Genomic DNA, 14,391 nt, shown 5'->3' with positions numbered 1-14,391 from the left:
AGATCGATCTGTGATCGAAATGAATGAGAGGAATACGGAGTGAGTTATGGCTGGTCATTCTAAGTGGGCGAACATCAAGCACCGCAAAGGGCGTCAAGACGCCAAAAAGGGCAAGATTTTCACCAAGCTGATCCGTGAACTGACAGTTGCAGCAGGTCAGGGCGGTGGAATACCAGCGGATAACCCGCGTCTGCGTCTGGCGGTCGACAAGGCGCTGACTGCCAACATGACGCGCGATACCATTGATCGCGCCATCGCCCGTGGCGTGGGTTCGGATGACGGCGACAAGGTTGAAGAGCTCAGCTATGAAGGGTATGCGCCAAGCGGCGTGGCGATTATCGTCGAGGCCATGACCGATAACCGCAATCGCACTGCCGCCGCAGTCCGCCATGCGTTCAGTAAGTGTGGTGGCAATCTCGGTACTGACGGTTCGGTTGCCTACATGTTCGACCGCAAGGGGCAGATCAGCTTCGCTCCGGGCGTGGATGAAGATGCCTTGATGGAGGCGGCGCTGGAAGCTGGCGCCGATGATGTCGTGGTCAATGATGACGGTTCGATGGATGTGTTCAGTTCGTTCGTCGACTTTATCTCGGTAAACGAAGCGCTGAGCGCCGCAGGGTTCAAGGGCGATGAGGCTGAGATTGCGATGATTCCATCTATCAGTGCGCCGATCGATGACCTGGAAGTCGCGCAGAAAGTCATCAAGCTGATCGACATGCTGGAGGACTTGGATGACGTGCAAAGTGTCTATCACAATGCCGAGATCCCGGACGAAATCATGGAGCAGCTTGGCTGATCGAACCCGTGTTGAACAGGCCGGAAGTTGCTGGGCGCATGCGGCCTGAGCACTTCCGGCTTTTTCATGGGTGTTTGGCGGGTGACGGCACCAAGGCCTGCCCCTATACTGCGTGCTGGATAAATAAACAGTATGGTGGCCGGCTCTGGTCGACGCCTGGGGTGGATGGTAGGGCATGACGTTGATCCTCGGTATCGACCCCGGTTCGCGCATCACCGGTTATGGGGTAGTGCGCGACACCGGGCGCAGCTGTGAGTATGTGGCTTCGGGCTGCATCCGGACCGGTAGCGGGTCGATGCCGGAGCGCTTGCAAATCGTGTTTCGTGGCGTGCGCGAGGTCATCGAAACCTACGGGCCGGTGACCATGGGCATCGAGCAGGTGTTTATGGCGCGTAACCCGGACTCCGCGTTGAAACTCGGTCAGGCGCGGGGCGTTGCCATCGTGGCGGGTATCGAGGCGGGGCTGGATGTGGCCGAATACACCGCGACCCAGGTCAAGCAGGCTATTGCTGGTACCGGCGGCGCGGATAAGGAGCAGGTGCAGATGATGGTTATGCACCTGCTCAAGCTGGTGCAGAAACCGCAGATCGATGCCTCGGATGCCCTGGCCATTGCCCTGTGCCATGCCCATCACCGGCAAAGCCTGATTCCCCATGGTCTGGCAGGCGCCAAGCGGCGCAGTGGCCGCCTTCGTTTGTAATGTCATTTAAGGAACACAGTGGTGATCGGACGTTTGCGCGGCACCTTGGCGGAAAAGCAGCCGCCGCATTTGATTGTGGATGTGCAGGGACTCGGCTATGAGCTGGAAGTACCGATGACCACCCTGTACCGTCTGCCGGCAGTCGGCGAGTCGGTGACCCTGCATACGCATCTGGTGGTGCGTGAGGATGCCCATTTGCTCTATGGCTTCTTCGAGAAGCGCGAGCGTCAACTGTTTCGCGAGCTGATCCGTCTCAATGGCGTTGGTCCGAAGCTGGCGCTAGCGCTAATGTCTGGCCTGGAAGTCGATGAGCTGGTGCGTTGTGTACAAGTGCAGGATGCTTCGGTGCTGGTGAAGGTCCCCGGCGTTGGCAAGAAAACCGCTGAGCGCCTGTTGGTTGAACTGAAGGATCGCTTCAAGGCCTGGGAGGCCGTGCCGGGTATGGCGACGCTGGTTGTTGAACCTCGCGCCGGTGGTGCAGTCTCAAGCGCGGAGGATGATGCAGTCAGTGCACTTATTTCTCTAGGTTATAAACCGCAAGAAGCCAGTCGTGCCGTCTCCAGTATCAAGGAAGATGGCTTGAGCAGTGAAGATATGATTCGTCGTGCCCTGAAGGGAATGGTGTAACTCCAGATGCTAGAAGCAGATCGCCTGATTGCCGCCACACCCCGCGACCGCGATGAGCAGGTGGATCGAGCCATTCGGCCGTTGAAGCTGGCCGAATACATCGGCCAGCCGAGTGTGCGCGAGCAAATGGAGTTGTTTATTCAGGCCGCTAAAGGCCGTAGCGAGGCCTTGGATCACACCCTGATCTTCGGTCCGCCGGGTCTGGGTAAGACCACCCTGGCCAATATCATTGCCCAGGAAATGGGCGTGTCGATCAAGAGCACCTCGGGTCCGGTACTGGAGCGGCCGGGTGACTTGGCCGCGCTGCTGACCAATCTTGAGCCGGGCGATGTGCTGTTCGTCGATGAAATCCATCGTCTGTCGCCGATTGTCGAAGAAGTGTTGTACCCGGCAATGGAGGATTTCCAGCTCGACATCATGATCGGCGAGGGTCCCGCCGCGCGCTCGATCAAGCTGGATTTGCCACCTTTCACCCTGGTCGGTGCCACTACTCGCGCGGGCATGCTGACCAATCCGTTGCGTGATCGCTTCGGTATCGTGCAGCGTCTGGAGTTCTACAGTGTCGACGATCTGGCAACCATCGTCACACGTTCGGCAGGTATTCTCGGCTTGCCGATCGAAGCGCAGGGGGCATTTGAAATCGCCCGACGTGCGCGGGGGACACCGCGTATCGCCAACCGTCTGTTGCGCCGTGTGCGTGATTTCGCCGAGGTGCGTGGTCAGGGTGACATCACCCGAGAGATCGCCGATCGGGCGCTGAATCTGTTGAATGTCGATGAGCGCGGTTTCGATCACCAGGATCGCCGGCTGTTGCTGACCATGATGGAGAAATTCGACGGCGGCCCGGTGGGGGTCGATAGCTTGGCCGCGGCGATCAGTGAGGAGCGCCATACCATCGAAGATGTGTTGGAGCCTTACCTGATTCAGCAGGGCTTCATCATGCGCACCCCGCGGGGACGGGTGGTGACACGACATGCCTATCTGCATTTCGGCCTGAATGTGCCGAAGCGTATGGGCGAACTACCGACCGTCGACCTGTTCGACAGCAGTGGCGAGTAAGAAAAAATACTTGCCGTAGCCAATTGGCAAGTTCAGGAGCTAGCACTACAGTATGCACGCGCAAAACGGAGTTCAGTCTTTCGCTCATCGTTGTCGGGTTTATTACGAAGACACCGATGCCGGCGGCATCGTCTACTACGTCAACTACCTCAAATTTATGGAGCGGGCTCGCACCGAGTGCCTGCGCGACCTGGGCTTTGCCCAGTCGACGCTGGCGGGTGAGGGCCTGTTGTTTGTCGTGCATTCCGCGGAGGCGCGCTATCACGCACCGGCCCGGCTCGACGATGAGTTGCTGGTCAGTGCGCAAGTAATCGAATTAAACCGTGCCAGCCTGCGTTTTCGTCAACAGGTCAGGCGGGCTGTGGATGACGTGCTGCTCTGTGAGGGGCAGTTTTTGGTGGCCTGTGTGCGCGCCGACAATTTGAAACCCCGGGCTATTCCCCAAGCTCTGCGTACGGCCTTTGCCGTCCTGGGCGGCACGGGTACATCTAAGGCAGGAGAGTAAGCGTGGAAGCCAACGCCGTTGACCACATGTCGATGTGGAGTTTGATCAGCAACGCCAGCCTGGTGGTGCAACTGGTGATGCTGACGCTGGTGGCCGCTTCGGTCACATCGTGGGTCATGATCTTCCAGCGCAGCACGCTGCTGCGCGCCGCCAAGCGCGCCTTGGATAACTTCGAGGAACGTTTCTGGTCCGGCATCGACCTGTCCAAGCTGTATCGTCAGGCAGGCAGCAACCCGGATCCAGACTCTGGTCTGGAGCAGATTTTCCGCGCCGGTTTCAAGGAATTTTCCCGTTTGCGCCAGCAGCAAGGTGTCGATCCGGATGCGGTGATGGACGGCGTGGCCCGTGGCATGCGCGTGGCCATCTCGCGCGAGGAAGAGAAGCTCGAGCAAAGCCTGCCATTCCTCGCCACAGTCGGCTCCACCAGCCCCTATATTGGTCTGTTCGGCACCGTGTGGGGGATCATGAACTCCTTCCGCGGCTTGGCCCAGGTTCAGCAAGCAACCCTGGCCACTGTGGCCCCAGGTATCGCCGAGGCGCTGATTGCCACGGCCATCGGTCTGTTCGCGGCCATTCCGGCGGTGATTGCCTACAACCGCTTCTCCTCTCGGGGTGAGATGCTGATCGGCCGTTACTACACCTTCGCCGATGAGTTCCAGGCGATCCTGCACCGTAAAGTGCATACCAGCGACGACTAAGCCTTAGGCATTCTCAATACAGGTTTTTCAAGCCATGGCCAGAATTCGCAACAGACGCAAGCCCGTCGCCGAGATGAACGTGGTGCCCTACATCGATGTGATGTTGGTACTGCTGGTGATCTTTATGGTGACCGCGCCGATGCTCAATCAAGGGGTCAAGGTCGACCTGCCGAAAGTCAGCAGCGAAGTGCTGCCGCAGGACAACAACGCCCAGGTGCTGACCATTTCGATCAAGGCCGACAAGTCCTATTACTGGAACATGGGCACCGAGGTCGATGTCGATACCGTGCAGGATCAAGCCATGACCCTGGATGAGATGACGCGTGCGGTGACTGGCATCCTGGCTGAGAGTCGTCGCCAGGGTAAGCAAGTGCAAGTGTTCGTGCGCGGAGACAAAGCGGTCGATTACGGTACGGTGATGTTGGCCATGAGTGGCTTGCAGCAGGCTGACGTGGGTAACGTCGGGCTGATTACCGAGGCACCCTGATGCAGCAGCGTGAGCGCTCTTCTTCGGAAAGCCTGTTCTGGCCGGTGGTGTGGGCGGTGGCGCTGCATACCCTGATGTTCGCGATGCTGTTCGTCAGTTTTGCCTTTGCCCCGGATTTGCCGCCAGCCAGGCCAGTCGTGCAGGCGACCTTGTATCAATTGAAGTCGCAAAGCCAGGCGACTACTCAGACCAACCAGAAAATTGCCGGCGAGGCGAAGAAAACCGCTGCGCCGCAGTACGAAACCGAGCAACTGGAACAGAAAAAAGCCGAGCAGCAGAAGCAGGCGGCGGCCAAGGCTGCGGAACAAAAGAAAGCCGATGAGGTTCGAAAGGCCGAAGCGGCTAAGAAAGCGGATGCCGCTAAGAAGTCGGAGGCGGAAAAAAAGGCCGCAGAGCAGAAGAAGCTAGCCGATATCGCCAAGAAGAAGGCGGTTGAAGATGAGGCGAAGAAGGAAGCCGCCGAGGATGCCAAGAAAAAGGCTGCGGAAGACGCCAAGAAGAAGGCGGCCGAAGAGGCCAAGAAAAAGGCCGCTGCCGAAGCTGCGAAGAAAAAAGCCGCGGAGGATGCCAAGAAAAAGGCTGCTGAAGTGGCCAGTCGTAAAGCGGTTGAGGATAAGAAGGCCGCTGCATTGGCCGAGCTGCTGTCGGACGAAGTCGGGCATCAGCAGGCGTTAGCCGAAACCCAGGGCGATCAGGTGGCCGGGAATCTTGATGACTTGATCATCAAGCTGATCACCGAAAGCTGGCAAAGACCTATGTCGGCTCGTAGCGGGATGAGCGTTGCATTACTGATTCAGATGTTGCCCGATGGCACCATCACCAATGCCAGCGTCACCCGCTCCAGTGGTGACGCAGCTTTCGATAGCTCAGCGGTACAAGCGGTGCGCAACGTAGGCCGCATCGCCGAAATGCAACAATTGGATCGCGCTACCTTTGATAGCCTATATAGGCAGCGCGCTGTTTTATTCAAACCGGAGAATTGAACTCAGTGAATACCCTGATGCGTATTGTCCTGGTGGGGCTGGCCATGTTGGTCGGCAGCGTTCAGGCGGCTGACCCCTTGGTGATCAGTAGCGGTAGTGATCGCGCGACACCGATTGCCGTGGTGCCGTTTGGTTGGCAGGGCGGTAGCGTGCTACCGGAGGATATGGCCGATATCATCGGCAAGGATCTGCGCAATTCGGGGGTTTTCGAGCCAATCCCGAAGCAGAACATGATCAGTCTGCCGACCCAGGCCAGCGAACTCATCTACCGTGATTGGAAGGCCCTTGGCGCCCAGTATGTCCTGGTTGGTAGCCTGGTTCCCAGCGGCGGCCGTTTGCAGGTTCAGTACGCGTTGTTCAACGTGGCCACCGAGCAGCAGGTGATGACGGGCAGCGTCGGTGGAGGAGTCGATCAGCTGCGCGACATGGCCCACCATATTGCCGATCAGTCGTTCGAGAAGCTCACCGGGACCAAAGGCGCGTTTTCCACGCGCATGCTCTATGTCACCGCCGAACGTTTTGCAGTGAACAATACGCGCTATACCTTGCAGCGCTCCGATTACGACGGCGCTCGTGCAGTGACCCTGCTGCAGTCGCGTGAGCCAATCCTGTCGCCGTCGTTTGCTCCGGATGGCCGGCGCATCGCCTATGTGTCGTTCGAGCAAAAGCGTCCGCGTATCTTCGTGCAGCACATCGATACCGGGCGGCGTGAGCAGATCACCAATTTCGAAGGCCTGAACGGCGCGCCGGCCTGGTCGCCGGACGGCAGTCGCCTGGCCTTCGTGCTGTCGCGTGACGGCAATCCGGAAATCTATGTGATGGACATGGGCTCGCGGCAACTGCGTCGCGTGACCAATCAGGGCTCGATTGATACCGAACCCTTCTGGGGTAAGGATGGCCAGACCATCTACTTCACCTCGGACCGTTCCGGTAAGCCACAAATCTACAAAACCAACATCGGCAGTGGTGCGGTTGAGCGTGTGACCTTCGTTGGTAACTACAACGCCAACCCGAAACTCTCTGCGGATGAAAAGACCCTGGTGATGATTCACCGCCAGGATGGTTATACCGTGTTCAAAGTAGCGGCACAGGATCTTCAGCGGGGCAATTTGCGCATTCTTTCTGATACCAGTTTGGATGAGTCACCCACTGTTGCACCTAACGGCACCATGATAATCTACGCCACCCGCCAGCAGGGTCGGGGAGTCTTGATGTTAGCGTCCACCAATGGTCGCGTTAGGCTCCCTCTTCCTACCGCTCAAGGCGAAGTTCGAGAGCCTTCCTGGTCCCCCTACCTGAACTGATGCGGCGCTACACCTTTGCTATTGCTTGAAATACTGCTTAACACACTGGGGTTCATTAGGAGTTACATGATGGAAATGCTGAAATTCGGTAAATTTGCTGCTCTGAGCTTGGCTCTCGCCGTTGCTGTTGGTTGTTCCTCCAAGGGCGGCGATGCTGCTGGCGAAGGCGCAATCGACCCGAATGCCGGTTACGGTACCGACACCGGTGCTGTCGACGGCAGCCTGAGCGAAGAAGCGGCCCTGCGCGCTATCACCACCTTCTACTTCGAATACGACAGCTCGGATCTGAAGCCGGAAGCCATGCGCGCCCTCGACGTTCACGCCAAGGATCTGAAAGGCAACGGCGCTCGCGTCGTTCTGGAAGGCCACGCTGACGAGCGCGGTACCCGTGAATACAACATGGCACTGGGCGAGCGTCGCTCAAAGGCCGTGCAGCGCTACCTGGTACTGCAGGGTGTTTCCCCTGCTCAGCTGGAGCTGGTTTCCTACGGTGAAGAGCGTGCGATTGCTACCGGTAACGATGAGCAGTCCTGGGCTCAGAACCGTCGCGTCGAACTGCGTAAGTAATTCGCCATGCGTATGTGCCGTCGTGCTTTAACCGTTTTGGTGCTCAGCCTGCCACTTGTGGCTTGGGCTGAGGTTCCTGTGGTGGATAACGATGCCGGTTACGGCAGCAGTTACCCATCACCTGGTTATGACACGTCCGGCGCCTACGCCGGGGGAGGGGCTGAGGCCCCTGCCTCGGCGCAGGGCATGCTGTTCAATCAGCTGCAGCAGATGCAGCAGGAGATCGCGCAACTGCGCGGTATGCTCGAAGAACAGCAGAATGAAATTGAGCGATTGAAGCAACAGGGCCTGGAGCGTTACCAGGATCTTGATCGACGCTTGAGCAGTGGTGCAGCAGGTGCTGCGGCCACACAGAATTCCTCGGGTGAGGGCGCGAACAGTGCCTCACCAGCACCTACTGCAGATCAGGCTCAGTCGCCTGCCGGCAATGGATCAGCGGATCCGGAGAAGGAGAAGCTGTTTTATGACGCTGCCTTCGATCTGATCAAAGTCAAAGATTTCGACAAGGCCAGCCAGGCTTTTTCGGCGTTTCTACGCAAATACCCTAACAGCCAATATGCCGGCAATGCTCAGTACTGGCTGGGTGAAGTGAACCTGGCGAAGGGCGACCTGCAGGGTGCGGGCCAGGCTTTTGCCAGGGTCAGCCAGGTGTATCCGCAGCATGCAAAAGTGCCCGACTCATTGTTCAAACTGGCGGATGTTGAAATGCGCCTGGGCAATGTGGACAAGGCCAAAGGCATTCTGCAGCAAGTCATCGCCCAGTATCCGGGGTCGTCGGCGGCGCAGTTGGCGCAGCGTGATTTGCAGCGCTTACCCTAAAGCTGAATCTGCGATCAAGAAAACCCGCGCCTGTCGCGGGTTTTTTCGTTAGAATCTTCGCCCTTTTCCCGCAACGGAGGCGGATGGCCTGTTTAGCCGTCACGCCCGTGGCTATATGCAAAAAAACCTGCGAATTACCGAGATTTTCTACTCGCTGCAGGGCGAGACGCGCACTGCCGGCTTGCCGACCGTGTTCGTTCGCCTGACCGGCTGCCCCCTGCGTTGCCAGTATTGCGACACCGCCTATGCCTTCAGTGGCGGCGAGGTCATGTCCCTGGATGCCATTGTCGAGCAGGTCGCCGGCTACAAGCCGCGCTATATCTGTGTGACCGGTGGTGAGCCGTTGGCGCAACCCAACTGCATACCTCTGCTCGAGCGGTTGTGTGATGCCGGCTATGAGGTGTCACTGGAAACCAGCGGTGCCCTGGATGTCTCGGCGGTCGACCCGCGGGTGAGTAAAGTGCTTGATCTGAAGACGCCGGGCTCGGCGGAAGTGGCGCGCAATCGTTATGAAAATATCGAGCTGCTGACGCCGAATGATCAGGTCAAGTTTGTCATCTGCTCGCGCGAAGACTATGACTGGGCGGTGTCCAAGCTGATCCAGTACCGTTTGGATCAGCGCGCCGGCGATGTGTGGTTCTCGCCGAGCCATCAGGAGCTGGATGCACGCTCGCTGGCCGACTGGATAGTGGCCGACAACCTGCCCGTGCGTTTGCAGATGCAGTTGCACAAGATTCTCTGGAATGACGAGCCGGGGCACTGAGTTGGTTGCTCAAGCTGCTCAGTGCGCCTGTGACAAGTCTGTCGGGCCGGTAATGAAGAGGAACACCCCATGAGTGAGAAAAAAGCGGTCATCCTGCTTTCCGGCGGTCTCGATTCGGCCACTGTGGTCGCCCTGGCTAAAGCCGAGGGTTATGCCTGCTACAGCATGAGTTTCGATTATGGGCAACGTCATCGTTCAGAGCTGCAAGCGGCCGAGCGCGTAGCCAGGCACTTGGGCGTAGTCGAGCACAAGGTGATCGGGCTTAACCTCAATGGCATCGGCGGCTCGGCGCTGACCGACAGCAGTATCGAGGTGCCGGAAGGGCCGAGTGAAGGCATTCCGGTGACCTATGTGCCGGCGCGCAATACCGTGTTTCTCTCCTTGGCTTTGGGTTGGGCTGAGGTGCTGGGTGCACGCGACATTTTTATCGGGGTTAATGCCGTGGATTATTCGGGGTACCCGGATTGCCGTCCGGAGTTCGTCGAGGCGTTCCAGCGCATGGCTAATCTGGCGACGAAAGCCGGTGTCGAAGGCCAGGGCTTTCGCATTCAGGCACCGCTGCAGAACATGAGCAAGGCCGAGATCGTCCAGGCGGGTATGCAGCACGGCGTGGATTATGCCCTGACGGTGTCCTGCTATCAGGCCGATGATCAGGGCCGCGCCTGCGGCAAATGTGACAGCTGTCGCCTGCGTGCCGAGGGCTTTGCCGCGGCGGGGTTGGCCGATCCCACGCGTTACGCTTAAAAATATTTCGCGAAGTGTTGAATTTCTGAATTAAATCAGTATCATGCGCCTCGCGTCGGGTCGTTAGCTCAGTTGGTAGAGCAGTTGGCTTTTAACCAATTGGTCGTAGGTTCGAATCCCACACGACCCACCATATTTCCTTCTGCGGAAGGTCGAGAAAGCCTGAAAATTCTGATTAAAGGAATTTTCGGGCTTTTTTGTATCTGCAATTTTTACCTTGATCGAGCTCGAGTGTCCCGTATTTCTGCCTTGTCTGCTCTCGTGCCAATCAGGCGGGTATACTCAAGTTTCGCGCTAATAGACCTCCACAGGGCCTGATGAGATGACGCAGATTTCCGAACGCCTTCTGGTGCAAGCTCACCTCGACGCCAAGCAGCCTAAACCGCTGACGCCCGAGCAAGAGGCGTTTTACCGCACTGAGATTGCTGCTGAACTGAAAAAGCAGAATGCCGTACTGGTCGCCCATTACTACTGTGACCCTGTGCTGCAGGCGCTCGCTGAAGAAACCGGTGGTTGTGTCTCCGACTCACTGGAGATGGCCCGCTTCGGTAATCAGCACGCGGCGCAGACCGTGCTGGTTGCGGGCGTGAAATTCATGGGCGAGACGGCGAAAATCCTCAATCCGGAAAAGCGGGTGCTGATGCCGACCCTGGAGGCGACCTGCTCGCTGGACCTGGGTTGTCCGGTGGAGGAGTTCTCCGCGTTCTGCGACCAGCATCCACAGCGTACCGTGGTGGTGTATGCCAATACCTCGGCGGCGGTGAAGGCGCGGGCTGACTGGGTGGTAACGTCCAGCTGCGCGGTGGAAATCATCGAACACCTGATGGACAACGGCGAAAGCATCATCTGGGCGCCGGATCAGCACCTGGGCCGTTACATCCAGAACCAGACCGGCGCCGACATGTTGCTGTGGGACGGTGCGTGCATCGTTCACGAAGAGTTCAAGGCCAAGCAACTGGAAGACATGAAGGCGCTGTATCCGGAGGCGGCTGTGCTGGTGCACCCGGAGTCGCCGACGGCGGTCATCGATTTGGCCGACGCGGTGGGGTCGACCAGTCAGTTGATCAAGGCGGCGCAGACGCTGCCGAACAAGACCTTTATCGTTGCCACTGATCGCGGCATTTTCTACAAAATGCAGCAATTGTGTCCGGACAAGACGTTTATCGCGGCGCCAACCGCCGGTAACGGTGCGGCCTGCCGCAGCTGTGCACACTGCCCCTGGATGGCGATGAATACCCTGGAACGCACGCTGAATTGCCTGCGTGAGGGCAGCAACGAGATTTTTGTCGACCCTGCGTTGATTCCCAAGGCGATCAAGCCGCTCAAGCGCATGCTCGACTTCACTCAGGCTGCGCGGTTGAAGCTGGCTGGGAATGCCTAAACGCAACGCTATTTGAATTGAGAAGCCCGGGCTGTTCCGGGCTTTTTTCTGAGTGTTTACCGCAGCATTTGTTCGATGCTGCGTTGCTCTTCGATCAATTCGCGCTGTCGTGCATCGATGCGCGAGGCCAGTTGGAAGTTGTTGGTTGCTCGGCGCTTGGCGAAGTCGAGCTGTTCGATGGCCTGATCGAAGTCACCGACCAGGGCGAAGAATTCCGCACGTGCCTGGTGCAGGCCGATGGTGTTACCGGTGAGGCCGCGCACTTCGGCGACTTGATACCAGATGTCCGGATCTTTCGGGCGATCCTTCAGCAGTGCGTCGAGGGCGCGCTCGGCGTCCTGGCTGCGGCCCTGTTTCATCAGCAGGTCGATACCGGCTTGATGCAGCGGGTAGTTGCTCGGGTACAGCCGCTGCAGACGTTCGACCCGGCTCTGGGCATCCGCAAGTTGGCGGGCGGCGATGTCCAGTTCGACCTGGGCCAGGTTGTAAGCAATATCGTTGGGGCTGTTTTGCAGCAAGGGCTGCAAACTTTCGCGGGCTTGCTTGAGTTGGCCACTCTTGATTTGCGCCAATGCCAGGCCGTAGCGCGCGGCTTCCAGTTTTGGATTTTCCTCGAGCATGGCGCGAAAGCGTTTGCCGGCTAGACCGGGAGTGTCTTCATAGATCAGTTGCACGCGGGCGCGCATGAGTTGATAGCGCACGCTGTCTTCTGTGCCGCCGCTGTTGAATTGCTCGGCGCGGTTGCGCGTGTCGGCGATCCGCGACTCGGATACCGGGTGGGTCAGGAGGAATTCCGGTGGCTTGCGGTCATAGCGATACTGGCGCATCAGGCGCTCGAACATGCTCGGCATGGCGCGTGGGTCGTAACCGGCCTTTTCCAGGTTGACCAGGCCGATGCGGTCAGCTTCCTGCTCGTTCTGCCGGGAGAAGCGTCGCTGCTCCTGAATCGCCGCCGCTTGAGTCGAGGCGATGGCGGCAATCCCGACGTCACCGGCACCCGCTGCCGCTGCCACTATTCCGGCGAGCATTGCCGCCATGACCGGCAGCTGCATGCGCTGCTGGGCTTCCACGCCGCGGGCGAAATGACGTTGCGAAAGGTGAGCGAGCTCGTGCGCCATTACCGAGGCGTATTCGGCTTCGGTCTGGGCGTAGAGGAACAGCCCGCCGTTGACCCCGATAATTCCCCCGGGTGCGGCGAAGGCGTTGATCTGTGGACTGTCGAGCAGGACGAACTCCAGGCGCCGGTCTTGTACCTGACTGGTTTCGCCCAGGCGGTAAACGCTACTCTCGACGAAATCCTTGAGCTGCGGGTCGGATAGCTGGCTAACCTGGCCGCGCAGCAGGCTCAGCCAGGCGCGACCCAGTTGATGCTCTTGTTGCGGCGAGACGATGGCGGAGCTGGCATCGCCGAGTGACGGCAGCTCGCTAGCCGTACCGGGCAGGGCGAGCAGGCAGGCGAGCGTCAACAGGGTAGGGCGCAGAAGATTCATGCACGAGGCTCTTGGTGAACAGAGCCGTACTGTAGCTGGGCAAGCGCGCGTATGGCCAGGGTTACGCTGGCTTGAGGTATCCTAGCGCCAGGTTTGGGAGAGATTGAATGAACGATGTACAGGAACAGGTGCAGGCCTGCGATGCAGAGCTGGATGCCAGTGGCTTGAATTGTCCGCTGCCGCTGCTCAAGGCCAAGTTGGAGTTGAATCGCCTGGCCAGTGGTGCGGTGCTGAAAGTGATTGCGACCGATGCGGGTTCGCAGCGCGACTTTCGTGCCTTTGCGAACCTCGCCGGACACACCTTGTTGCGCGAGGAGGTAGACAATGGCACCTACCGCTACTGGTTGCGTAAAGCCTGACGCTGTATGTGATTGGGCTGTTTTGATCTAGGGAATGTCGATGCTTCGCGTGTTACGCAACTGGCTACACCGCTATTTTTCCGATGAGCAGGCCGTGGTTTTGACGGTGTTGCTGATCCTCAGTTTTGCGGCCGTGCTGACCCTGGGGGGGATGTTGGCGCCGGTGCTGACCGGGTTGGTGCTGGCGTTTTTGATGCAAGGCCTGGTGAATGCCCTCGAGCGTCTGCGTTTACCGCAGATAGCTGCGGTATCGCTGGTATTCGCCCTGTTCGTAAGTGCCCTGGCGTTGTGCCTGCTGGTGCTGATGCCTTTGCTGTGGCGTCAGTTGAGCAACCTGTTCAACGAGCTGCCACGCATGCTGGGCGAGTGGCAGTCGTTGCTGCTGTTGCTGCCGGAGCGCTACCCGCACTTGGTCAGCAAGGAACAGGTGTTGCAGGCGATTGAGCTGGCGCGTGGCGAGATCGGTCAGTTCGGTCAATGGGCGTTGACCTTCTCGTTGTCCAGCCTGCCGTTGCTGGCCAGCATCATGATTTACCTGGTGCTGGTGCCGATCCTGGTGTTCTTTTTTCTTAAGGATCGTGAGCTGATCGGTCGCTGGTTTCGCAGTTACTTGCCGACTGAGCGGGCCTTGCTCAGTCATGTGGCGCAGGAAATGAACCTGCAGATCGCCAATTACATCCGTGGCAAGGTGATCGAAATCATCATCTGTGGGGTGGTCAGCTACATCGCATTCGCGGCGCTGGGGCTCAACTATGCGGCGTTATTGGCGCTACTGGTGGGGCTGTCGGTCGTGGTGCCCTATATCGGCGCTGTGGTGGTCACCGTGCCGGTGGTGCTGATTGCGTTGTTCCAGTGGGGCTGGAGCGATCAGTTCATCTACCTGCTGGTGGTGTACGGGGTGATTCAGGCGCTCGACGGTAACGTGCTGGTTCCGCTGCTGTTCTCCGAGGCGGTGAACCTGCATCCGGTGGCAATCATCTGCGCCGTGCTGTTGTTCGGCGGCCTGTGGGGCTTCTGGGGAGTGTTCTTCGCCATTCCGTTGGCTACCTTGTTCAAGGCGCTGCTGGACGCCTGGCCGCGCACTGAGCCCCTCGAGCGAAGCGTTTAAA

The 14,391-nt window shown here is 58.7% G+C and carries 17 protein-coding genes and 1 tRNA gene; 17 read left to right on the top strand and 1 reads right to left on the bottom strand.

Annotated features, from left to right (window positions below; genetic code table 11):
* Positions 1–46 precede the first annotated feature (46 nt).
* From FBY03_RS08430 to nadA, 15 genes are all read left to right on the top strand, one after another.
* Positions 47–796 (top strand): YebC/PmpR family DNA-binding transcriptional regulator, encoded by a 750-nt coding sequence (locus tag FBY03_RS08430; protein WP_147171746.1) that lies wholly within the window; start codon positions 47–49, stop codon positions 794–796.
* A 175-nt stretch (positions 797–971) separates the two neighbouring features.
* The gene (gene ruvC / locus FBY03_RS08425) at positions 972–1,496 is read left to right on the top strand and encodes a crossover junction endodeoxyribonuclease RuvC (protein ID WP_147171745.1); all 525 of its coding nucleotides are present in this window, start codon (positions 972–974) and stop codon (positions 1,494–1,496) included.
* A 21-nt stretch (positions 1,497–1,517) separates the two neighbouring features.
* Entirely contained in the window at positions 1,518–2,123 is a 606-nt protein-coding gene (ruvA, locus tag FBY03_RS08420) for a Holliday junction branch migration protein RuvA (RefSeq protein WP_147171744.1), read from the top strand.
* 6 nt (positions 2,124–2,129) lie between these two features.
* Positions 2,130–3,182, top strand: coding sequence for a Holliday junction branch migration DNA helicase RuvB (gene ruvB / locus FBY03_RS08415; RefSeq protein WP_147171743.1), 1,053 nt, complete (start codon positions 2,130–2,132; stop codon positions 3,180–3,182).
* A gap of 52 nt (positions 3,183–3,234) precedes the next feature.
* The gene (ybgC, locus tag FBY03_RS08410; protein ID WP_147171742.1) at positions 3,235–3,687 is read left to right on the top strand and encodes a tol-pal system-associated acyl-CoA thioesterase; all 453 of its coding nucleotides are present in this window, start codon (positions 3,235–3,237) and stop codon (positions 3,685–3,687) included.
* Positions 3,688–3,689: 2 nt separating this feature from the next.
* A complete protein-coding gene (gene tolQ / locus FBY03_RS08405) occupies positions 3,690–4,385 on the top strand; it encodes a protein TolQ (protein WP_147171741.1) in 696 nt (231 codons plus the stop codon).
* 34 nt (positions 4,386–4,419) lie between these two features.
* A complete protein-coding gene (tolR, locus tag FBY03_RS08400) occupies positions 4,420–4,872 on the top strand; it encodes a protein TolR (protein WP_147171740.1) in 453 nt (150 codons plus the stop codon).
* Entirely contained in the window at positions 4,869–5,855 is a 987-nt protein-coding gene (gene tolA / locus FBY03_RS08395; protein WP_147171739.1) for a cell envelope integrity protein TolA, read from the top strand. Before tolR ends, tolA begins: the two co-directional genes overlap by 4 nt.
* A gap of 5 nt (positions 5,856–5,860) precedes the next feature.
* Positions 5,861–7,159 carry a Tol-Pal system beta propeller repeat protein TolB gene (gene tolB / locus FBY03_RS08390; protein ID WP_147171738.1) on the top strand — a complete coding sequence of 433 codons (1,299 nt, stop codon included), beginning with the start codon at positions 5,861–5,863 and terminating at the stop codon, positions 7,157–7,159.
* A gap of 69 nt (positions 7,160–7,228) precedes the next feature.
* Positions 7,229–7,726 carry a peptidoglycan-associated lipoprotein Pal gene (gene pal / locus FBY03_RS08385; RefSeq protein ID WP_147171737.1) on the top strand — a complete coding sequence of 166 codons (498 nt, stop codon included), beginning with the start codon at positions 7,229–7,231 and terminating at the stop codon, positions 7,724–7,726.
* Between the two features lie 6 nt (positions 7,727–7,732).
* Complete coding sequence (ybgF, locus tag FBY03_RS08380) at positions 7,733–8,545, top strand: tol-pal system protein YbgF (protein WP_147171736.1); 813 nt, start codon at positions 7,733–7,735, stop codon at positions 8,543–8,545.
* 115 nt (positions 8,546–8,660) lie between these two features.
* Positions 8,661–9,308: a 7-carboxy-7-deazaguanine synthase QueE gene (gene queE / locus FBY03_RS08375; RefSeq protein ID WP_147171735.1), complete on the top strand. Its 648-nt coding sequence runs from the start codon at positions 8,661–8,663 to the stop codon at positions 9,306–9,308.
* A 69-nt stretch (positions 9,309–9,377) separates the two neighbouring features.
* Positions 9,378–10,052 carry a 7-cyano-7-deazaguanine synthase QueC gene (queC, locus tag FBY03_RS08370; protein WP_147171734.1) on the top strand — a complete coding sequence of 225 codons (675 nt, stop codon included), beginning with the start codon at positions 9,378–9,380 and terminating at the stop codon, positions 10,050–10,052.
* Between the two features lie 57 nt (positions 10,053–10,109).
* Positions 10,110–10,185 (top strand) — tRNA-Lys (locus FBY03_RS08365).
* Between the two features lie 189 nt (positions 10,186–10,374).
* Entirely contained in the window at positions 10,375–11,433 is a 1,059-nt protein-coding gene (gene nadA, locus FBY03_RS08360) for a quinolinate synthase NadA (RefSeq protein ID WP_147171733.1), read from the top strand.
* A 56-nt stretch (positions 11,434–11,489) separates the two neighbouring features.
* Here the strand turns inward: nadA and FBY03_RS08355 are convergent, their stop codons facing one another.
* Positions 11,490–12,923: a M48 family metalloprotease gene (locus FBY03_RS08355; RefSeq protein WP_147171732.1), complete on the bottom strand. Its 1,434-nt coding sequence runs from the start codon at positions 12,921–12,923 to the stop codon at positions 11,490–11,492.
* Between the two features lie 107 nt (positions 12,924–13,030).
* On the opposite strand from FBY03_RS08355, the gene FBY03_RS08350 reads away from it, so the two are divergent.
* Complete coding sequence (locus FBY03_RS08350) at positions 13,031–13,282, top strand: sulfurtransferase TusA family protein (RefSeq protein ID WP_147171731.1); 252 nt, start codon at positions 13,031–13,033, stop codon at positions 13,280–13,282.
* Positions 13,283–13,322: 40 nt separating this feature from the next.
* On the top strand, positions 13,323–14,390 hold the full coding sequence (locus FBY03_RS08345; protein WP_147171730.1) for an AI-2E family transporter: 1,068 nt from the start codon (positions 13,323–13,325) through the stop codon (positions 14,388–14,390).
* Position 14,391: the final 1 nt, after the last annotated feature.

Source organism: Pseudomonas sp. SJZ079, from assembly GCF_007993865.1.
Taxonomy (GTDB): domain Bacteria; phylum Pseudomonadota; class Gammaproteobacteria; order Pseudomonadales; family Pseudomonadaceae; genus Aquipseudomonas.
The sequence above is the reverse complement of the archived record's forward strand: the minus strand, read 5'-3'. Positions and strand labels throughout refer to the sequence as shown.